The sequence below is a fragment of the Methylobacterium sp. E-066 genome (genome assembly GCF_022829635.1).
Classification (GTDB): Bacteria; Pseudomonadota; Alphaproteobacteria; order Rhizobiales; family Beijerinckiaceae; genus Methylobacterium.
In genome coordinates this window covers 73,108-93,984 of sequence record NZ_JAKSYO010000214.1, presented here as the reverse complement: position 1 = coordinate 93,984, position 20,877 = coordinate 73,108, and the positions used below count along the sequence as shown (strand labels likewise).

The window sequence follows — 20,877 nt, the reverse complement described above, 5'->3', positions numbered from 1 at the left end:
GCCCGCGCTAGCGGGCCTCGAAGGAGCCCTCCAGGGATCGCGCGGCCGGCTGGAAGCCTCCTTCGAGGCCTCCACTGCGCTTCGGCACCTCAGGATGAGGGGGAGGGATGGGACAGGCCTCGGCGCACGGTTCAAGGCAGACGGGAATACGACTTGACCGACACAGATCTCAGCCACGATCAGGACGACCGCGCCCGCCACGAGCGGATCAAGGCGCCGCGCCCCTATCGGTTCGGTGCCAAGCGCCGGATCGAGGGGTTGCCGGAGGCGCTGCCCGATCCCGTTCGGGCCTATCTCGACGTGCTGCCGGAGGGGCGGATCGTCGGCTTCCCCCTGGCGCCGCTCGATCGCACTGGCATACCGGTCTGGTTCGTGGCCCTGTTCCTGGACGATCCGTTCTTCGTCGGCGCGATGCCATCGGGCATCGGCTACGGTGCCACCGACGACGAGGCGCTGATCGGCGCCGTGGCGGAGATCGCCGAGAACCTGATGCCCTCGCTGGCGGTGCTGCCGCGGGCCAAGGAGCGGGCGAGCTATACCGATCTCGTCCGGGTCTACGGGGCGAACTCGGTCGCCGACCCGCTCACCCTCTGCCTGCCGGCGGGTTCGCCGGTCGGCCGCGACACGGTGCTCGAATGGACGCCGACCGTCCGGCACCGGACCGGCGAGATCGTGCTGATGCCGCTCGATGTGGCCGCCACCGATTATTTCGAGCTGTCCGAGGGCTACAAGCCCTTCACCAACCTGATCACCAACGGCCTCGGCGCCGGGCCGGACGTGCCCTTCGCGCTGGGCCACGGCGTGCTCGAACTGCTCCAGCGCGACGGCAACGGCCTGCTGTTCCGCGCCCTCGACCAGGGCGTGATGCTCGACCTCGACGGGATCGGTCCGGAGAACGCCGCGATGCTGGCCCGGCTGAAGGACCTGGGCATCCGCGCGCTGCCGAAATTCGCCACCGACCAGTTCGGCCTGACCAATCTCTACGTCGTCGGTTACGACGAGGATCCCGCCCGGGCACCGGCGCCGATCGCCCTCTCGGCCTGCGGCGAGGCCTGCGATCCGGACCGGGAGCGGGCCCTGCGCAAGGCGCTGCTCGAATTCCAGGCGGCCCGCGTGCGCAAGACCTTCGGGCACGGGCCGCTCGACCTCGCCGCCACGGTGACGCCGCCGGGCTATGTCGATGCGTTCATTCAGAAGGCGCTGCCGAGCCTCGATCTCGAGGAGAGCCGCGCCCTTCAGGCCATGCTCGCCTGGATCGAGATGCCGGCCGCCGACCTCCGGGGCGTGCTCGCCGACACCGTGTACGGCGAGCGGAGCACCAAGCGGTTTTCGGAACTGCCCTCCACCGAGGCCCCGGACGGGCATGCCCGCGGCAAGATCGCCTGCGACCGGCTCACCGAGGCCGGGTTCGACCTGCTCTATGTCGATTGCTCGCCGCCGGGTGGCGGCGTCGGGGTCGTCAAGGCGATCGTGCCGGGGCTCGAAGTCGAGACCATGAGCTACTACCGGATCGGCGAGCGCAACACGCGCAAGCTCATCGAGCGCGACCATCCGCTGATCCGCTTCGGCACCGAGAGCGAGACCCTGCGGCCGGTGCGCCTCACCCCGGAAGCCCTGGAGCGGTTCGGTGGCCAGCCGCTGTTCGACACGGCGCTCGCCGAGCAGATCGTCGGGCGGCACTATCCGCTCTACCGCGAGCCGGAATCGCACCACGCGCCGTTTCGGCTCGCCCAGAAACAGGGGAGGGCGGCGTGACGCTTCGCTTCGCGTACAACACCAACGGCGCGGCCAACCACCGCCTCGACGACGCGCTCCATCTGATCAAGGCGGCGGGCTACGACGGCGTCGCCCTGACCCTCGACATCCACCATCTCGACCCGTTCGCCGAGACCTGGGCTGCGGAGGCCGGCCGGGTGGCGAGCCTGCTGGAAAAGCTGGAGCTGGCCTGCGTCATCGAGACCGGCGCCCGCTTCCTGCTCGACCCCAATGCCAAGCATGAGCCGACTTTGGTGACAGCCGACGGCGCCGGGCGCGCCCGCCGGGTCGGCTTCCTCAAGCGCGCCGTCGAGATCTGCGCGATGCTGTCGGCCGAGGCGGTGTCGTTCTGGGCCGGCGTGCCGAAGCCGGGCGTCGACCACGACGAGGCCCGTCGCTGGCTGGCCGACGGGCTGCACGAGGTCGCGGCCTTCGCCACGCAGGCCGGCGTGGTGCCGTGCCTGGAGCCCGAGCCCGGCATGCTGATCGAGACCCTGGACGATTACGCGGCACTGGCCGTTCCCGGGCTGAAGCTCGCCCTCGACACCGGCCACTGCCTCGTCACCGGCGAGCGCGATCCGGCCGAGGCCGTGCGGGAATTTGCAGAGCGGATCGGCACCGTGGCGATCGAGGACATGAAGCGCGGCAGCCACATCCACCTGCCTTTCGGCGAGGGCGACATGAACGTTCCTGGTGTGCTCGGGGCGCTCGAGGAGATCGGCTTCGGCAAGCTGGTCTGCGTCGAGCTGTCCCGCGAGAGCCACCGGGCCGACGTGATGATCCCGCAGGCCCTGGACTACCTGCGCGGCTGCCGCCGCCCGGGTCCGGAACTCGCCGGCGAGCAGGAGACGCGGCGGCAATGGCAGTGAGGGTCGGGCCGCACCGGGTCGAGGATCGAGCCCGGGTCCCCTCTCCCGCACGGAAGAGGGGACAGCCGCGTGCGTCGTGTGTCTCGTTAAAAAGCATCGCCCGATGAGAATCCTCTTCCTCAGCCGCCGCTACTTCCCGGCGATATCCGGCATGAGCGTCTACGCCCAAAACCTGCTGCGCGAGCTGGTCGGGGCCGGCCACGACGTGACGATGATCTCGCAGTACCGGGGCGATGCCTTCGGGACCCGCGTCTATGGCGGCGGCCCGCCGCCGCCCGTGCCGGGGGTGCGGGTGATCGGCCTGGAGCAGCTGGGCGAGCAGAGTTCGGGCGATTTCGAGCGCGACATCGCCACCATGGTCGATGCGATCTGCCGGGAGCACGCGGACAAGCCCTTCGATGTGCTGCACGCGCAGTACGGCTATCCCACCGGCTGGGCGGTCCTGCTCGCCGCCCGAAGGCTCGGGGTGCCGAGCGTGGTCTCGATCCAGGGCGGCGACGGCCACTGGGTCGGCTCCTGCTGCGAGACCCATCGCGTGGCGATGTGCGAGGTCCTGGCCCACGCCAACGCCCTGCTGATCGGCGGAGCGTCTTTCGTGGACGAGGTCTGCGAGCGTCTCGGCTCCGATCCGGCCCGGTTCACGATCGTGCCCGGCGCGGTCGACACGGACCGCTTCGCGCAAGGGACGCCCGATGGCTTGCCGGCGCCGCATGCCGGCCCGGTGCGGCTGTTCTATCACGGCCGGGTCGACCGCCGGAAAGGCGTGCTCGACTTCATCAACGCCCTGGCGATCCTGCGCGCGCAGGGCACGCCCTTCGCCGCGACGATCTCGGGGATCGGGCCGGACGTGGAGCCGGCCCAGGCGCTGGCTGCGGACCTCGCCTTCTCCTCGCGGGACATCGCCTTCACCGGCTATGCCGAGTACGACCACGTGCCGGACCTCTATCGCCGGGCCGACGTGTTCGTCTCGCCGACCTATGCGGAAGGCTTCTCCAACACGATCCTGGAAGCCATGGCCGCCGGGCTCGCGGTGGTCTCCTGCCACGCGGTCGGCGTCTCGGATTGCCTGCGCGACGGCGAGAACGGCTTGTTGGTCGACCCGGGCGACGTGCCGGCTCTCGCCGCCGCGCTCACCCGCATCGTCACGGACGCGGAACTGTGCCGCACCCTGGCGACGGCCGGGCTGGAGGAGTGCCGCCGGGTCTATTCCTGGAGCGCCGTCGGCCGGCAGATCATGGAGGTCTACGCCTCTGTTCGAAGCGCGCGTCCGGCCACCAATTTCTCGGTCGACCTGCCCAAGGACCCCAGCTGCCGCTTCCGCGCTGAGCCGCATCTGCTTTGAAGGACGGTCAAATCTTCGGTTCTCCAACCCTCTCCCTCATCCTGAGGTGCGGCGAAGCCGCCTCGAAGGAGCCCTCCAGCCGGCCGCACGATCCCTGGAGCCCTCCTTCGGGGCCTGCGCTGCGCTCCGGCACCTCCGGATGAGGGGAGGGTTGGACATCGCAAGCCGATAGGCTCCAAACCATGCCCACAGCCCTCGCCCTCTCGCCCCATCTCGACGATGCGGCCTTCTCCTGCGGCGGCCTGCTGGCGAGCCTGGCCCGGGAGGGCTGGCACGTGGTGATGGCGACCCTGTTCACCGGCAGCGTCGCCGATCCGACGGGGTTCGCGCTGGCCTGCCAGCTCGACAAAGGCCTGCCGGCCGAGGTCGACTACATGGACCTGCGCCGGTCCGAGGATGTCCGCGCCGCCGCCGAGCTCGGGATCGCGCCGCCCCGGCACCTGCCGTTCCGGGAGGCGCCGCACCGGGGCTACGGCTCCGCGCCGGAGCTGTTCTCCGCGCCCCGCGCCGATGACGGCATCGCGGCCCAGCTGGCGCCGGCACTGGCCGCGCTGATCGCCGCAGTGAATCCCGACCTCATCCTCGCCCCGCAAGGGGTCGGAGGCCATGTCGACCACGTCCAGGCCGTCCGAGCGCTCCAGAGCCTTGATGTCCAGCCACCAATCCTGTGGTGGCGCGATTTCCCCTACACGGTCCGCGAAGCCACGCCCCGGGAGCCGCTGGCCGACCTGTTCGCCGCCCTCCCGGTCCAGCGGATGGCCCTCGATCCCGAGGCCCAGGCGCGGAAACGCGCCGCCTGCGCGGCCTATGCGAGCCAGATCGGCTTCCAGTTCGGCGGCGTCGCAGGTCTGGACGCACGGCTTGCCCGGGAGGAGGGGATCGAGCGCTTCCGTCTGACGGGCCGGCTCGACGCGGCGATCTCCGGCCTCGATGCCGGCTGAGCCGCAGGCGCCGAAATCCCTGGCCGACCCGGAGGCGCTCGCCGCCCGTCGCGCCCTGATCGCCGCGCCGCATATCGCCCCGATCCGCGCCCTGGCCGAGCGGATCGCCGCGGAGCGGGGCGCGCCGGTGCCGATCCCCGACCCCCTCGACGGCGGCATCGCGGCACGGATGCTGCTGCTTCTGGAGACGCCGGGTCCGGCGGTCCTGCGCACCGGCTTCGTCACCCGGGACAGCGCGAACGGTACCGCCGCCAACCTGTTCCGGTTCCTCGGGGAGGCCGGCATCAAGCGGGGCGACACCCTGATCTGGAACGCGGTGCCCTGGCTGATCCACGCCGAGGGCGCCCTGAACCGGGCGCCGCGCCGGGCGGAAGTCGCGGCGGCGGCGCCCTATCTGGCACCGCTGCTGGACCTGCTGCCCCGGCTCGCCGTGGCGGTCCTCGCCGGCCGCTACGCCGGCGGGGCGGCGCCCGCGATCGAGGCCCTGCGCCCCGGCTTGCCGCTGATCGCGATCCCCCATCCGAGCCCGACCTATGTCTGCACCGCGCCGGAGGTGCCGGCGCGGATCCGTCGCGGGCTGTCGGAAGCGGCGGCGATCCTGCGTCGTGGATAGCGTCCCCGTCTCTTGCCGGGCCTTCCCTGGCCTTGGGCGCCGGTTCGGCCTACATGGCGAGGCAACGGGCCGCGGTCCGGGATCATCCGGTACGGGCGCAGGCCTTCGGCCGGGCCGCGCAGCCGGAAGGGCGGACGCCGAACGGCATGAACTTTCAGGGACAGCACCGGGGACCGGCGGAGCCGGTCGAGCCGGTCAAGCACGACGCTGTCGCGGACAAGCCGCGCAAGAGCTGGAGCGGCCGGTATGCCTGGATCGGCACGGCCGCCAGCATCGTGCTGTTCGCGGTCTCTCTCGGCGTGCTGTGGAAGCTCGTCCAGAGCGTCAGCTGGGCGGAGGTGCGGGCCGCCGTCGCGGCGGCGACCGCCGAGCAGCTCGGCCTCGCCTTCCTGTTCGTCGGGATCAGCTACCTGTTCCTCACGGGCTACGACGCGCTGGCCCTGCGCCAGCTTCGGATCAAGGTCCCGTACCGGATCACCGCCCTCGCCTCGTTCACGAGTTACGCGGTGAGCTTCACCCTCGGCTTCCCGCTGCTGACCGCCGGCACGATCCGCTACTGGATCTACGCCCGGCAGGGCCTGTCCACGGCCAAGATCGCGGCGCTCACCGTCATCGCCGGCTTCACGTTCTGGCTCGGCATGGGCGTGGTGCTGGGCCTCAGCCTGATCATCGAGGCCGGCCAGCTCGCCGGGCTCGCCTTCACGTCGATCCGGATCAACCAGGGCGTCGGCCTCGCGGCGCTGGGCCTCGTCCTCGGCTACCTCGCCTGGGTCTCGGCCAAGAAGCGCAGCATCACCGTCAGGCAGTGGCGGCTGGAACTGCCGGGCGCCTCGGTCTCGATCGGCCAGATGCTCGTCGGGATCGGCGATGTCTGTGCGGCGGCGGCCGTGCTCTATGTCCTGCTGCCGCAGGAGATGACGCTGGGCTTCACCACCTTCCTGGCGATCTACGTGCTGGCCGCGATGCTGGGCATCGCCTCCAACGCCCCCGGAGGCATCGGGGTGTTCGAGGCCACCGTGCTGCTCGCCCTGTCGAGCCTGCCGCGCAACGAGGTGCTGACCTCGCTGCTGCTGTTCCGGGGCTGCTACTACGTCGTGCCGTTCATGACCGCGCTCGCGATGCTGGGCCTCTACGAGATCGTGAAGCGGGCCGGCGGTGCGCGCGATCCGGGGCCGCCGGAAGGCACGGCCGGCCCGTCCGGTCGGCCATGGCCCGACGACACCGAGTCCCGGTAACCGCTCCGGCCCGCCGTCGACCATGTCCGACCGCCCGCGCAGTTCCCAATCCTGGATGGGCGCCGCGATCGCGGTCGGCCTGTTCGGTGCCATCGTCGGGCTGTCCGGCCGTCTCGACCTTCCGCTGATCCTCGCCGGTCTCGTCTCGGTCTGCCTGGGCGGCTGGCTCGCCGGCCGCGGCCGGGACGCCCCACCGCCGCGGCCGGCGGCGACGGCCCAGCGCCACGCGATCGCCGAGGCGTTGCTGGCCCATGTCCCCGACCCGGTCATCCTGGTGGACCGCCGCACCCTGGTGGTGGAGGCCAACCCGGCGGCCCGGGCGCTCCTGCCGGCCCTGCATCAGGCCCGGCCCCTGTCCTTCGCCCTGCGAAGCCCGGAGGTCCTCGACGGGGTCGAGGCGGTTCTCAGTTCCGGCATGCCCCGCCGCGTCCCGCTTTCGACCCGGGTCCCCCTGGAGCGGACCTTCGAGGTCCAGATCGGCGCCCTGCCGATGCCGGACGGGTCGGGGGTCAGCGCCGTGCTGTTCCTGCGCGATCTCACCTCGGCCCGCCGCCTGGAGGCGATGCGGGTCGATTTCGTGGCCAATGCCAGCCACGAGCTGCGCACGCCGCTGGCCACCCTGATCGGGTTCATCGAGACGCTGCAGGGGCCCGCCCGCGAGGATCCGCAGGCCCGCGAGCGCTTCCTCGAGATCATGCGCGTCCAGGCCCTGCGCATGACGCGGCTGATCGACGACCTGCTGTCGCTGTCGCGGATCGAGCTGCGCGAGCACGTGGCCCCGACCACCGTGGTCGATCTCGGGGCGCTCGCCCGCCAGATGGTCGACGCGCAAGGGCCGCCCGCCGAGGCGCGGGGCGCCACGGTGCAGTTCGCGGACGGCGACGGCCCCTATCCGGTGCCCGGGGATGCCGACGAACTCGCCCGGGTGATCGAGAACCTGATCGAGAACGCCGTGAAATACGGCGGCGGCCATGTCGGCGTCGGCCTGAGCCGGGAGGACGATCCCCGGCTCGGCCGCCGGATCGTGCTGTCGGTGACGGATGACGGCCCCGGCATCCCGCCCGAGCACATCCCGCGCCTCACCGAGCGCTTCTACCGGGTCGACGTGGCCTCCAGCCGCGCCCGGGGCGGGACGGGCCTCGGCCTCGCCATCGTCAAGCACAGCCTCAACCGCCACCGCGGCCGTCTCGCCATCGAGAGCACGGTCGGGCAGGGGACGATCGTGCGCGTCAGCCTGCCGGAACACGGCGCCCTGGCGGAGGGGCCGCGCGTCGCCGATCAGGCCGGGCCAGTATAGAGGCCGATCCCCAGCCCGGCCTCGACCCGCGGGATCCAGGCGCGAATCGCCGGGTAGGCGGCCAGGTCGAATCCACCCTCGTGGGCCATGCGGGTGTAGGCGACCAGCGCCACGTCGGCGAGCGTCAGCGCATCGCCGGCCATGAAGGCGGAGCGTTCGAGCGTCCCCTGCATCAGCCGCAGCGCGTCCCCACCGCGTTCCGCGAGCTTCGGGTCGAGCTCCTCCGGTGCGCGCTTGAGATAGTGGAGCTGGTAGCGGCGGACCGCGATGTAGGGCTCGTGGCTGTACTGCTCCCAGAACATCCATTGCAGCATCCGGGCGCGGGCGCGCGCCGCCTCGGGCACGAGCGCCGAGCCTTCCGCCAGGTGGATGATGATCGCGTTCGACTCCGACAGGGTCTCGCCATCGGGAAAGACGACGAGTGGGACCCGGCCCGCGGGGTTCAGCGCCAGAAAGGCGGGATCGCGCGTCCCGCCGCCCGGGACATCGATCGTGTGCCACGTGGCCGGGATGCCGAGATGATCGGTCACCCATTTGACCTTCAGGCAGTTCCCCGAGCCGGGGTCGCCATAGATGGTCAGATTCTCGGCCATGGGGTCTCCCGCGCGGCGTGCGAAGGAAATCTGTCCGGCCACGCGCGATTTGGCAATGCGATCCGGGCGGCTCTTGACCTTCCCATGATGGGAACCCCCATCTGAGGCGGCATGGATGCTTCGATCGGAACCGCCCCCGTGCCCGAACACGTCTCCCTGAGCTTTCCCGTCACGGGAATGTCCTGCGCGTCCTGCGTCGGCCGGGTCGAGCGCGTCCTGAGGGCGCTGCCCGGCGCCCGCGACGTGGCGGTCAATCTGGCAACCAACCGCGCCAGCCTAGTCCTCGGCGCCGCCGCCAGCCCGGCCGATGCCGCGGCGGCGCTGGCCGATGCCGGCTACCCCGTCCCGGAGACGGAGAGCCGGATCGCCGTCTCCGGAATGTCCTGCGCCTCCTGCGTCGGGCGCGTCGAGCGGGCGCTCGGCGCCCTGCCGGGCGTGAGCGGCGCCAGCGTCAACCTCGTCACCGGCCAGGCCGCGATCCGCCATCCCGAGGGCCTGGTGTCCGTGGCCGACCTCGTCGCGGCCGTGGGTGCGGCGGGCTACGAGGCCCGACCCGTCGAGGACGGGCCGCGACGCGATCCCGCGGCCCGGCAGGAGGCCGAGGGCCGTGCCCTGCGCCGCGACCTCGCCGTGGCGGCGCTGCTGTCCGCCCCCGTGGTCGTCCTCGACATGGGCGGCCACATCCTGCCCACCCTCCACGGCGATCCGGTGACGGCCCTGGTCCAGGCTGCTCTGGCGACCCTGGTGCTCGCCTGGCCCGGCCGCCGCTTCTTCCTGCGGGGCGTGCCGGGCCTGTTGCGCGGCCACCCCGACATGAACGCCCTGGTCGCCCTCGGAGCCGGGGCCGCCTACCTCTATTCCTTGGTCTCGACCCTGGTCCCCGGCCTGCTGCCCGCGGGTGCGGCGCATCTCTATTTCGAGGCCAGCGTGCTGATCGTCACACTGATTCTGCTCGGGCGAACCCTGGAGGCCGGCGCCCGGGGGCGGACCGGGCAGGCCATTGCCCGGTTGATGGACCTGGCGCCCAAGACCGCCCGCGTGATCCGGGACGGGGCCGAGGCCGAGGTACCGCTCTCGGCCCTGGCACTCGGCGACGTCGTCCGCGTCCGTCCCGGCGAGCGGGTCGCCGCCGACGGTGCGGTGGTGTCCGGCACGAGCCACGTCGACGAAAGCATGGTCACGGGTGAGCCGGCGCCCGTGCGCAAGGGGCCCGGGGACCGGATGGTCGGCGGCACCCTCAACGGGCGCGGCAGCCTCGACCTGCGGGTCGATGCCGTCGGCGCCGCCACCGTGCTCGCGCAGATCGCCGCCATGGTCGAGCGCGCCCAGGGTGGCAAGCTGCCGATCCAGGCCCTGGTCGACCGCGTCACCGGGCGCTTCGTGCCGGCTGTGATCGGGATCGCTCTTCTAACCTTCCTGGCCTGGCTGATCCTCGCCCCGGCGCCCGCCCTCGGGCCGGCCCTGGTCAATGCCGTGGCCGTGCTGATCATCGCCTGCCCGTGTGCCATGGGGCTCGCCACCCCCACCGCCATCATGGTCGGGACCGGCCGCGCGGCTGGCCGGGGCATCCTGTTCCGCGACGGCGCGGCGCTGCAGGGTCTGCGCGACGTGCGCGTCGTGGCCTTCGACAAGACCGGGACCCTCACCGAGGGCCGTCCGCGCGTCACCGATCTTTTCGTCGGCGCGGGCCTCGCGGAGGACGAGGCGTTGGCGCTGGCCGCCGGGCTGGAGAGCCGGTCCGAACATCCGCTGGCCGGCGCCGTGGTGGCGGCTGCCCGTGCCCGCGGTCTCGCCATACCCGAGCCGGAGCGCTTCGAGGCGCTGGAGGGTTTTGGAATCTCCGGCCGGGTCGTGGGCCGGAGCGTGGCCCTCGGCGCGCCGCGCTACCTCGAAAAACTCGGCATCGCCCAGGACCCGGACCTCGCCGATCGGGCCGAACGTCTCGCCCGGGAGGGCAGGAGCCCGATCCATCTCGCCCTCGATGGCCGTCACGCCGCCCTGCTGGCCGTGGCCGACCCGGTGAAGCCGGGCGCCCGCGAAGCCGTGGCGGCTCTGAGAGCGCAAGGGCTCGTCGTCGCGATGGTGACCGGCGACGATCCGCGCACCGCCGCCGAGATCGCCAAAAATCTCGGCATCGACGACGTGGCCGCCGGCATCCTGCCCGGCGGGAAGGTCGAGGCCGTCCAGCGGTTCAGAGCGGCGCACGGGCCGGTGGCCTTCGTGGGCGACGGCATCAACGACGCGCCCGCTTTGGCTGAAGCCGATGTCGGCCTTGCCATCGGCACCGGCACCGACATCGCCGTCGAGAGCGCCGACGTGGTGTTGATGTCGGGGGATCCGGCGGCGCTGGTCGAGGCGCTGGCCCTGTCCCGGGCGGTGATGGCCAATATCCGCCAGAACCTGTTCTGGGCCTTCGCTTACAACGCCGCGCTGATCCCGGTGGCCGCGGGCCTGCTGGTGCCGTTCGGCGGGCCGGCCCTGTCGCCGGTCCTGGCCGCGGGTGCCATGGCCTTCTCCAGTGTCTTCGTCCTCGGCAACGCCCTGCGGCTGCGCCGGGCCGGCGGAAGGGCCGCCCCCGTCGCGGCGACCGCGCTGGCGCCGAGGCCCGCATGAGCGCGATCACGATCGGCGAGGCGGCGCGGCGCACCGGCGTCTCGGCCAAGATGATCCGCTGGTACGAGGCCACCGGCCTGCTGCCGCCCGCGACCCGCTCCGAGGCGGGCTATCGCCATTACGACGACTCGGACCTGCACACCCTGCGCTTCGTCCGCCGCGCCCGCGACCTCGGCTTCAGCGTCGAGGCCATCGCGGACCTGCTGGCACTCTGGCGCGACCGCGCCCGGCCGAGCGCCGGCGTGAAGGCGATCGCCGAGCAGCAGATCGCGGATCTCCGCCGCCGCATCACCGAGCTGGAGGGCATGGCCCGGACCCTGGAGCACCTCGCCGAGAGCTGCTGCGGCGACGAACGGCCCGAATGCCCGATTCTGGATGATCTCGCCACCGAGGATCATGCGCCGGCGCCGCGGCGGTCGACTCGCGGCCTGTCAGATCGCGGACGGGGGCGGGGAATGGTGTAAGCTGCTTCGGAGGGTTCGGATTCATGACGACGGTTCAATTCGCCAGCCTCCTTGCCGTGCCGCTCGCGGGGCTCGCCCTTGGGGTTGGGATGCTGTGGCTGACCGGGAAGACCGACCGATTTGATGTCCCGCGCGACAAGCGTGGCCGTTGACGCCATGTCTGGCCCCGGCTTTGCTGGTCGGGCTCAGACCTGAAGGCCACGAAAGCCCGGACCCATGCCCGTCCTCGAACGGATCCGCGACTTCGCCGACACGATGAATGCGTGGCGGCACGATCTGCACGCCCATCCCGAATTGCTCTACGACGTGGAGCGCACGGCGGGGTTCGTGGCCGACCAGCTCCGGGCCTTCGGCTGCGACGCGGTGGAGACCGGCATCGGCCGCACCGGCGTGGTGGGGGTGATCCGCGGCAACGGCCGGAGCTCGAACCGCGCCATCGGCTTGCGCGCCGACATGGACGCGCTGCCGATCCAGGAGGTGCGCGATCTGCCCTACCGCTCCACCGTGCCGGGCAAGATGCACGCCTGCGGGCATGACGGGCACACCACGATGCTGCTCGGGGCCGCCAAGTACCTCGCCGAGACCCGAGATTTCGACGGCGCCGCGGTGCTGATCTTCCAGCCCGCCGAGGAGGGCGGTGGCGGCGGCGAGGCGATGGTCGAGGACGGCCTGATGGAGCGGTTCGGGATCGAATCGGTCTACGGCATGCACAACATCCCCGGCATGGCGGTTGGCACCTTCGCGATCCGGCCGGGCCCGATCATGGCGTCGACCGACCGCTTCACCCTCACCATCGAGGGGCGGGGCGGCCACGCGGCCCTGCCGCAGAACGCCGTCGACAGCGTGTTGGTGGCGAGCCACGTGATCATCGCCCTGCAGAGCATCGTGTCGCGCAACCTCGATCCGCTGGCCTCGGCCGTGGTTTCGGTCTGTGCGCTGGATGCCGGCGAGGCGTTCAACGTGCTGCCGCAGAGCGTGACCATGCGCGGCACCCTGCGCACCCTGTCCCAGGCGGTGCGCAGCCAGATCAAGGCGCGGATCGAGACCCTGGTGGCGGAGATCGCGGGTGCCTTCGGCGCCACCGGCGTGGTCGAGTACGGCTCGAGCTATCCGGTGACCGAGAACCATCCGGCCGAGACGGATTTCATGGCCGGCGTGGCCGAGTCCCTGGTCGGGGCCGAGAATGTCGACCGCACGGTGGCGCCGATGATGACGGCGGAGGACTTCTCCTACATGCTCGGTCGCCGCCCCGGCGCCTACATGTTCATCGGTAACGGCGACAGTGCCTCGCTCCACCACCCGCATTACGATTTCAACGACGCCGCGGCGCCTTACGGGGCGTCGCTGTGGGCGCGCCTGATCGAGACGGCGCTGCCCCGGACGGCGTGACGGCGGCGGACGCCCCCGGCGTCCCGCTCCCGACCCTCCGGCAGGCCGTCCCGGTCTGGCTGCGGGTGGCGGCCCTGTCGTTTGGCGGTCCGGCCGGCCAGATCGCCGTGATGCACCGCCTCCTGGTGGAGGAGCGGCGCTGGATCTCCGAGCGGCGTTTCCTACACGGGCTCGGCTTCTGCACGCTGTTGCCGGGGCCGGAGGCGCAGCAGCTCGCGACCTATATCGGCTGGCTGATGCACGGACCCGCCGGTGGGCTGGTCGCGGGTGGGCTGTTCGTGCTGCCGGGCCTGTTGGCCCTGATGGGCCTGAGCTGGCTCTACGTGCTTTACGGCGCGGTCGACTGGGTCGAGGGCCTGTTCTTCGGGCTCAAGGCGGCGGTGCTCGCCATCGTGCTGCACGCGCTCTGGCGCTTGGGCGGCCGGGCGTTGCGCGGCCGGGCGGACCGGCTCATCGCGGGTGCCGCCTTCGTGGCCATCTTCGCCCTCGCGGTGCCGTTCCCGCTGGTCGTGGTCGCGGCGGGCATCCTCGGCCTCGTGCTGGGGCGGAGACCCGCACCGGCCCCGACTCCCGCGGAGGCCGCGGATGACGAGGCCGGGTTCCTGATCGGGGAAGCCATGCTGCCGCGGGAGCACGCGGGCCCGGCGGATTCTCTGCGCATCGGCGCGCTCTGGCTGGCGATCTGGCTGTTGCCGGTGGTCGCTCTGCTGGTGTTGCCCGGGCCGCCGCCGGTCTTCGGGCAGGTGGCTGTGTTCTTCGCCAAGATGGCGGTGGTGACCTTCGGGGGCGCCTACGCGGCCTTGGCCTATGTCGCGCAGCAGGCGGTGGAGCATTACGGCTGGCTGCGGCCCGGGGAGATGCTCGATGGGCTCGGACTAGCCGAGACCACCCCCGGCCCGCTGATCATGGTGCTCCAGTTCGTCGGCTTCCTGGCCGGCTACCGGGCGCCCGGCACCCTGCCACCGCTGCTCGCCGGGACGCTGGCCGGACTGCTCACCACCTGGGTGACCTTCGCACCCTGCTTCCTCTGGATCTTTGCAGGGGCGCCGCTGATCGGTCGCCTGCGCGGCAGCCGTCTGCTCGCCGGCGCACTCTCGGCGATCACCGCCGCGGTGGCGGGTGTGATCCTCAACCTCGCGGTCTGGTTCGGGCTGCGGACCTTGTTCCGCGAGGTCCGGACGGTGCCGCTCGGGCCGCTGCGCCTGGACCTGCCGGTGCTCGGCAGCCTCGACCCCGCGGCCCTGGGGCTGACGCTGCTGGCGATCCTGGCTGTCTTCCGGCTCCGGCTTGGAGCGCTGCCCACCCTGGCGCTCTGCGCCGGGGCCGGGATGGTGCTGCGGCTGACGGGCCTGGCCTGACCCGGCAGGTCAGGTCCCGTAGCGGGCCTTGAGCAGCGCGTAGGTCAGCCGCGCGGTCTGGACCTCGCCGCCCTCGGGCCGACCGGGCTTGGTCGAGGGGTTCCAGCCGTAGAGGTCGAAATGGCCGTGCGCCCGCGTCTTCGGCGCGAAGCGGTGCAGGAACAGGGCCGCGGTGATCGCCCCGGCGAACGGGCCGCCGGAGACGTTGTTGAGGTCGGCCACCTTGGAATCGAGCAGGCTCGCGTAGGGCGCGTGGAGCGGCATCCGCCAGATCGGATCGATCGCCGTCCGCCCCGCCTCCGCGACGGCGGCCGCCAGGGTCTCGTCCTCGGTGAAGAACGCCGGCAGGTCCGGCCCCAGGGCCACGCGCGCAGCCCCGGTCAGCGTCGAGAAGTCGAGGATCAGCTCGGGTCCCTCCGCGTCGGCGAGGGTCAGCGCGTCGGCCAGGATCAGCCGGCCTTCGGCGTCGGTATTGCCGATCTCGACGCTGAGCCCGGCCCGGCTGGACAGCACGTCGCTGGGGCGGAAGGCATTGCCCGAGATCGCGTTCTCCACCGCCGGGATCAGCATCCGCAAGCGGATCTTGAGGCCGGCGCCCATGATCATGTCGGCGGCGGCCAGCGCCACCGCGGCGCCGCCCATATCCTTCTTCATCAGCAGCATCGCGGAGGATGGCTTGATGTCGAGCCCGCCCGTGTCGAAGGCGACGCCCTTGCCCACCAGGGTCACCTTCGGCGCGTCCTCCGGGCCCCAGGTCAGATCGATCAGCCGCGGCGCCCGCGTCGAGGCGGCGCCGACCGCGTGGATCAGGGGAAATTCCTGGGCCAGTTCCTCGCCCTGCGTGACGTCGATGGCCGCGTCGTAGCGCTCGGCCAGGGCCCGGGCGGCAGCCTCGATCTCGGCCGGGCCGAGGTCGTTGGCCGGGGTGTTGATCAGGTCGCGGCCGAGCGCCACCGCACCGGCGACCCGCTCGACCTCCGCAGCGTCGATCCCGGCCGGCGCCGCCAGTCGGGCTTTCGTCCCGCCGGTGGACCGGTAGCGACCGAAGCGGTAGCTGCCCATCAGCCAGGCCAGGGCGGCCTCGGCGGGTTCGGGGGCATTCTCCAGGCGAAACGCGCCCTCCGGCAGCAGGCCCGGCAGCTTGCCGGCGATCAGCCGGTCGTAGGTCGGCGCCTCGGGATCACCGAGGCCGAACAGCACCCGGGCGAGGCTTCCGTCCGGTCCCGGCAGCAGCGCGAGACTCCCGGCCTTCGGCTTGAAGCCGATGGCATGCGCAAAGCTCCTGTGCGCCGGTTCCAGGGCGGCTTCGGCCTCGGGCCAGGACGCCGTCGTGACGAGGGTGACCGGCACGGAGGGCGTGTCGCCGGGCAGCAGGGCGGGCGTCGCGGAAGTGTCGGCCTGGGTCATGTGCCTCTCGTGCGACGGTCGGGCCGGCAGCGGCTTAACCGGTGGTTAGGGTTAACGCTCTATCACCGGCCGGCCGGGAGCGTGAAGCGCGAGCCAGAGCCCGCCCGGCCAGTGCCGGCGGAGCGTATCATGAAGACGGCCCCGATCCGGGTCACCACGACCCCGGCTTCCACCCGCCGCCGCGCCGGCCTCGCCGCCGCGGTCCTCGTGGCGCTGGGTCTTGCCGGCTGCAACACCCGCTCCCCGGAGACCACCGGCTCGATCGGTGAAGTCGGCGCGCGCCAGACGGCTTCACGCCAAGAGACGCCTTCACGGCAAGACCTCGACGCTCTGGCCGAGCGCTTCAACGCCAATCCCGGCGACGGGCGGACGGCGGTTGCCTACGCCCGCGCTCTCCGGTCGAACGATCAGGCGGCCCAGGCCTCCGCGGTGCTGCAGCAGGCGGCCCTGCGCAACCCACGCGACACGTTCATCCTCGGCGCCTACGGCAAGTCGCTGGTCGAGGCCGGCCGCTACCGCGAGGCGATCGACGTGCTCGCCAACGCCCATTCCCCGGCCTCGCCCGACTGGCGCATCCTGTCGGCGCAGGGCTCGGCCTCCGCGCAGCTCGGTGAGCAGGCCCGGGCCCAGAGCTTCTACGAGGCCGCGCTCAAGATCCGGCCGAACGAGCCCTCGCTGCTGTCCAATCTCGGCCTGTCCTACGCGCTGTCGCGCAATCTCGATCAGGCCGAGCAGACCCTGCGTCTCGCCGCCGACCAGCCCGGCGCCGATGCCCGCGTCCGGGCCAACCTCGCCCTTGTGCTCGGTCTCAAGGGCCGCTTCGCCGATGCCGAGACGGTTCTGCGCCGCGACATGGGACCCGAGGAGGCCGCGGCCAACGTGGCGTCCCTGCGCAAGCTCGCCGCCCAACCGAATCGCTTCAAGACGCTGTCCGGCGCGCCGCAGCAGGGCTGACGGACCCCAAGCCGCACCTGAGCAGGTCGCAAAGGCCCCCGGGATCGCTCCGCGTCCCGGGATCGGCCGTGGCGTGGGCACATGCGCGCAGGCCCGACAGGGCCGCGCGGCTGTCATCGCAACCCGGTAGCGGCCAGATTCGAAAAGTTCTATATCGAGTCCTGGCTGCGCCGCGCGGCTCCACGGGCGTCCAAATCGCCCCCGCGCATCGTCTCCTGCCCGGGCACTCCCGGGGCGGCGCGCGCCCGTCGGGCGCTACACAGGCCGAACACAGACTTCCTAGCGCAGGTCTTGCCTGCGCGTGTTCGACAACCCGCAGCGAGGATAGAACCAGCCGTGCCATCACTCGACAGCTTCAAGGCCCGCCAGACGCTCGAAGCCGGCGGCAAGACCTACACCTACTACTCGATCCCCGAGGCCGAGAAGAACGGCCTCGCCTCCGCCACCGCGCTGCCCTTCTCCATGAAGGTCATCCTCGAGAACCTGCTGCGCTTCGAGGACGACCGCTCCGTCCGGAAAGCCGACATCGCGGCGACGGTCGGCTGGCTCGCCGAGAAGGGCAAGGCCGAGGTCGAGATCGCCTTCCGGCCCGCCCGCGTGCTGATGCAGGACTTCACCGGCGTTCCGGCCGTGGTCGATCTGGCGGCCATGCGCGACGCCATGGTGGCCCTCGGCGGCGACCCGCAGAAGATCAACCCGCTGGTGCCGGTCGATCTCGTCATCGACCACTCGGTGATCGTCGACGAGTTCGGCACCCCGAAGGCGCTCGCCGACAACGTCGCCCTGGAATACTCGCGCAACGGCGAGCGCTACACCTTCCTGAAGTGGGGCCAGTCGGCCTTCGACAACTTCTCCGTGGTTCCGCCCGGCACCGGCATCTGCCACCAGGTGAACCTGGAATATCTGGCCCAGACCGTCTGGACGAAGTCCGAGGACGGGGCCGAGATCGCCTATCCCGATTCGCTGGTCGGCACCGATTCGCACACCACCATGGTCAACGGCATGGCGGTTCTGGGCTGGGGCGTCGGCGGCATCGAGGCCGAGGCGGCCATGCTCGGCCAGCCGCTCTCGATGCTGATCCCCGAGGTCGTGGGCTTCAAGCTGTCGGGCAAGCTGCCCGAGGGCACCACCGCCACCGACTTGGTGCTCACCGTTACCCAGATGCTGCGCAAGAAGGGCGTGGTCGGCAAGTTCGTGGAATTCTACGGCCCCGGCCTCGACGACATGGCGGTCGCCGACCGGGCCACGATCTCCAACATGGCCCCGGAATACGGCGCCACCTGCGGCTTCTTCCCGATCGACCAGAAGACCATCGACTTCCTGAAGGTCACCGGCCGCTCCGACGACCGGATCGCCCTGGTGGAGGCCTACGCCAAGGCGCAGGGCATGTGGCGCGACGCCAAGACGCCCGACCCGGTCTTCACCGACACGCTGCAGCTCGACATGGGTGAGGTCCGGCCCTCGCTGGCCGGCCCGAAGCGCCCGCAGGACCGCGTCCTGCTCGACGCCGCCAAGCCCGGCTTCGCGACCTCGATGGAGACCGAGTTCAAGAAGGCCGCCGACCTCGCCAGCCGCTATCCGGTCGAGGGCACGAACTTCGACATCGGCCACGGTGACGTGGTGATTGCGGCGATCACCAGCTGCACCAACACGTCGAACCCGTCGGTGATGATCGGCGCGGGCCTGCTCGCCCGCAACGCCGTCGCCAAGGGCCTGCGCTCGAAGCCGTGGGTGAAGACTTCGCTCGCCCCCGGCTCGCAGGTCGTCGGTGAATACCTGGAAAAATCCGGCCTGCAGGAGCCCCTCGACGCGCTGGGCTTCAACCTGGTCGGCTTCGGCTGCACCACCTGCATCGGCAATTCCGGCCCGCTGCCGGAGGCGATCTCCAAGGCGATCAATGACAACGACGTCGTGGCCGCTGCGGTGCTCTCGGGCAACCGCAACTTCGAGGGCCGCGTGAACCCCGACGTGCGGGCGAACTACCTCGCCTCGCCGCCGCTGGTGGTGGCCTACGCGCTGGCCGGCTCGATGCAGATCGACATCACCACCGAGCCGCTGGGCCAGGGCTCCGACGGCAAGCCGGTCTACCTCCGGGACATCTGGCCGTCCTCGGCGGAGGTCCAGCAGTTCATCGAGGAGAACATCACCTCGGAACTGTTCAAGCGCCGCTACGCCGACGTGTTCGGCGGCGACCAGAACTGGAAGGACGTTGAGGTCACCGAGGCCGAGACCTTCGCGTGGAACCCCGGCTCCACCTACGTCCAGAACCCCCCGTACTTCGTCGGCATGGAGAAGACGCCCAAGCCCGTGGAGGACATCGAGAACGCCCGCATCCTCGGGCTCTTCCTCGACTCGATCACCACCGACCACATCTCGCCCGCGGGCAACATCCGGGCGGCCTCGCCGGCCGGCGAGTACCTGCAGGCGCACCAGGTCCGCGTGCAGGACTTCAACCAGTACGGCACGCGGCGCGGCAACCACGAGGTGATGATGCGGGGCACCTTCGCCAACATCCGCATCAAGAACCAGATGGTCCGGGACCCGTCCGGCAATGTGGTCGAGGGTGGCTGGACGCTGTTCCAGCCCACCGGCGAGAAGATGTTCATCTACGACGCAGCGCAGAAATACGCCGAGAGCGGCACGCCGCTCGTCGTCTTCGCCGGCAAGGAGTACGGCACCGGCTCGTCGCGCGACTGGGCGGCCAAGGGCACGAAGCTGCTCGGCATCCGCGCCGTGGTCGCCGAGAGCTTCGAGCGCATCCACCGCTCGAACCTCGTCGGCATGGGCATCGTCCCGCTGGTGTTCCAGGGCGAGACCTCCTGGGCCTCCCTGGGCCTCAAGGGCGACGAGACCGTCACCATCAAGGGCCTGTCGGGCGAGCTGAAGCCGCGCCAGACCCTGGTCGCGGAGATCACCTCGGCGGACGGATCGAAGAAGGAGGTGCCGCTCACCTGCCGGATCGATACGCTCGACGAGCTGGAATATTTTCGCAATGGCGGCATCCTGCCGTACGTGCTGCGCTCCCTCGCGGCCTGACCCTCGGTCAGGCGGACTCCGTAGGGTCGCCTGAACCGTTACGAGGCGGCGCCGCTCCGGCGCCGCCTTTTTCATGCGCGCCGGGCTGCGCATCTTACGATTGTTGTCTTGCGCGCAATCTTGTTTTCGCCTTTCGGAACCCCATAACCCGGCTCCCGAAGCCAGGATGGGATCCCATGAAGCACCTCCAAAAAACCCTCGTCGCTGCCGGCCTGACCGCCCTGCTGTCGAGCACGGCCTTCGCCGCCCAGGTCGAGCGCGTCCGCGGCACCATCGACAAGGCCGAGGGCAGCACGCTCACGATCAAGACCGACGACGGCAAGTCCGAGACCGTCGATGTCGGCGGCGCCAAGTTCGCCTGGGTCGTCCCGTCGAGCCTCGACGCCATCAAGGACGGCGTCTTCATCGGCACCGCCACCAAGGGTGAGAACCCGATGACGGCCCTCGAAGTCGTGCTGTTCCCCGAGTCGATGCGCGGCACCGGCGAAGGCCATTACGGCTGGGACTCGATCACCGACCAGACCGGCGGCGCCGGCTCCAAGGTGAAGAGCGCCATGACCAACGGCACCGTGAAGGCCGAGACGGCCAACGCGCCGAAGGTGAAGAGCGCGATGACCAACGGCACCGTGAAGGCCGACAAGGCGGCGTCGGGCGGCGAGCGCACCCTGACGGTGAGCTACGGCAAGGACGGGTCCAAGGAGATCGTGGTGCCGTCCTCGGCGCCGATCGTCGCCTTCGAGCCGGCCGACAAGGCCATCTTGGCCCCCGGCTCCAAGGTTTTCGCGGTCGTCGCCAAGGATGGCGCCAAGGCCGAGGGCAAGCTCGTGGCGGTCGGCAAGGACGGCCTCACCCCGCCGATGTGATGGTTTTGGAGTCTTCGCGCGCCGCGGTCGGCCGGGCTGGCTGCGGCGCGCGGGTCCATCATCGAAGCTCGGGCGATTTGCAGGTTCGGAGATGATGGCTGAACCTGCAGCGTTTGGGCGGCGGCGCTTGGCGTCCGCGAATGCCGCA

Annotated in this window: 17 protein-coding genes; 15 read left to right on the top strand and 2 right to left on the bottom strand. The window is 71.2% G+C overall.

Annotated elements, in window-relative coordinates:
- The first annotated feature begins 153 nt into the window (after positions 1-153).
- The 7 genes from MKL20_RS32050 to MKL20_RS32020 all read left to right on the top strand — a co-directional run bounded on the left by MKL20_RS32050 (position 154) and on the right by MKL20_RS32020 (position 8,052).
- Positions 154-1,755, top strand: coding sequence for a YcaO-like family protein (locus MKL20_RS32050; protein WP_244040068.1), 1,602 nt, complete (start codon positions 154-156; stop codon positions 1,753-1,755).
- Complete coding sequence (locus MKL20_RS32045) at positions 1,752-2,624, top strand: sugar phosphate isomerase/epimerase family protein (protein WP_244040067.1); 873 nt, start codon at positions 1,752-1,754, stop codon at positions 2,622-2,624. Before MKL20_RS32050 ends, MKL20_RS32045 begins: the two co-directional genes overlap by 4 nt.
- Positions 2,625-2,727: 103 nt before the next feature.
- Positions 2,728-3,966, top strand: a complete 1,239-nt coding sequence (locus MKL20_RS32040) for a glycosyltransferase family 4 protein (RefSeq protein ID WP_244040066.1) — start codon at positions 2,728-2,730, stop codon at positions 3,964-3,966.
- Positions 3,967-4,148: 182 nt separating this feature from the next.
- Positions 4,149-4,907, top strand: a complete 759-nt coding sequence (locus MKL20_RS32035) for a PIG-L deacetylase family protein (protein ID WP_244040065.1) — start codon at positions 4,149-4,151, stop codon at positions 4,905-4,907.
- A complete protein-coding gene (locus MKL20_RS32030; RefSeq protein ID WP_244040064.1) occupies positions 4,897-5,520 on the top strand; it encodes a uracil-DNA glycosylase in 624 nt (207 codons plus the stop codon). Before MKL20_RS32035 ends, MKL20_RS32030 begins: the two co-directional genes overlap by 11 nt.
- Before the next feature lie 146 nt (positions 5,521-5,666).
- A complete protein-coding gene (locus MKL20_RS32025; protein WP_244040123.1) occupies positions 5,667-6,755 on the top strand; it encodes a lysylphosphatidylglycerol synthase domain-containing protein in 1,089 nt (362 codons plus the stop codon).
- 22 nt (positions 6,756-6,777) lie between these two features.
- Entirely contained in the window at positions 6,778-8,052 is a 1,275-nt protein-coding gene (locus tag MKL20_RS32020) for an ATP-binding protein (protein WP_244040063.1), read from the top strand.
- Here the strand turns inward: MKL20_RS32020 and MKL20_RS32015 are convergent.
- Positions 8,034-8,645 carry a glutathione S-transferase family protein gene (locus MKL20_RS32015; RefSeq protein ID WP_244040062.1) on the bottom strand — a complete coding sequence of 204 codons (612 nt, stop codon included), beginning with the start codon at positions 8,643-8,645 and terminating at the stop codon, positions 8,034-8,036. The genes MKL20_RS32020 and MKL20_RS32015 overlap by 19 nt on opposite strands.
- A gap of 111 nt (positions 8,646-8,756) precedes the next feature.
- Here MKL20_RS32015 and MKL20_RS32010 point away from each other — a divergent pair, with 111 nt between their 5' ends.
- From MKL20_RS32010 to chrA, 5 genes are all read left to right on the top strand, one after another.
- Entirely contained in the window at positions 8,757-11,258 is a 2,502-nt protein-coding gene (locus tag MKL20_RS32010) for a heavy metal translocating P-type ATPase (protein WP_244040061.1), read from the top strand.
- Positions 11,255-11,722, top strand: coding sequence for a Cu(I)-responsive transcriptional regulator (gene cueR, locus MKL20_RS32005; protein ID WP_244040060.1), 468 nt, complete (start codon positions 11,255-11,257; stop codon positions 11,720-11,722). Before MKL20_RS32010 ends, cueR begins: the two co-directional genes overlap by 4 nt.
- A gap of 23 nt (positions 11,723-11,745) precedes the next feature.
- On the top strand, positions 11,746-11,874 hold the full coding sequence (locus MKL20_RS33100; protein WP_279595110.1) for a hypothetical protein: 129 nt from the start codon (positions 11,746-11,748) through the stop codon (positions 11,872-11,874).
- Between the two features lie 64 nt (positions 11,875-11,938).
- Positions 11,939-13,111, top strand: a complete 1,173-nt coding sequence (locus MKL20_RS32000; RefSeq protein WP_244040059.1) for a M20 aminoacylase family protein — start codon at positions 11,939-11,941, stop codon at positions 13,109-13,111.
- Positions 13,108-14,469, top strand: a complete 1,362-nt coding sequence (chrA, locus tag MKL20_RS31995; protein WP_244040058.1) for a chromate efflux transporter — start codon at positions 13,108-13,110, stop codon at positions 14,467-14,469. Before MKL20_RS32000 ends, chrA begins: the two co-directional genes overlap by 4 nt.
- Positions 14,470-14,478: 9 nt before the next feature.
- Here chrA and MKL20_RS31990 read toward each other — a convergent pair whose 3' ends face one another.
- On the bottom strand, positions 14,479-15,876 hold the full coding sequence (locus MKL20_RS31990) for a leucyl aminopeptidase family protein (protein ID WP_244040057.1): 1,398 nt from the start codon (positions 15,874-15,876) through the stop codon (positions 14,479-14,481).
- 129 nt (positions 15,877-16,005) lie between these two features.
- On the opposite strand from MKL20_RS31990, the gene MKL20_RS31985 reads away from it, so the two are divergent.
- From MKL20_RS31985 to MKL20_RS31975, 3 genes are all read left to right on the top strand, one after another.
- Positions 16,006-16,830: a CDC27 family protein gene (locus tag MKL20_RS31985; protein ID WP_244040056.1), complete on the top strand. Its 825-nt coding sequence runs from the start codon at positions 16,006-16,008 to the stop codon at positions 16,828-16,830.
- A 336-nt stretch (positions 16,831-17,166) separates the two neighbouring features.
- Positions 17,167-19,866 carry an aconitate hydratase AcnA gene (gene acnA, locus MKL20_RS31980; RefSeq protein WP_243963141.1) on the top strand — a complete coding sequence of 900 codons (2,700 nt, stop codon included), beginning with the start codon at positions 17,167-17,169 and terminating at the stop codon, positions 19,864-19,866.
- A 176-nt stretch (positions 19,867-20,042) separates the two neighbouring features.
- The gene (locus MKL20_RS31975; protein WP_244040055.1) at positions 20,043-20,729 is read left to right on the top strand and encodes a metal ABC transporter permease; all 687 of its coding nucleotides are present in this window, start codon (positions 20,043-20,045) and stop codon (positions 20,727-20,729) included.
- The last annotated feature ends 148 nt before the right edge of the window (positions 20,730-20,877 follow it).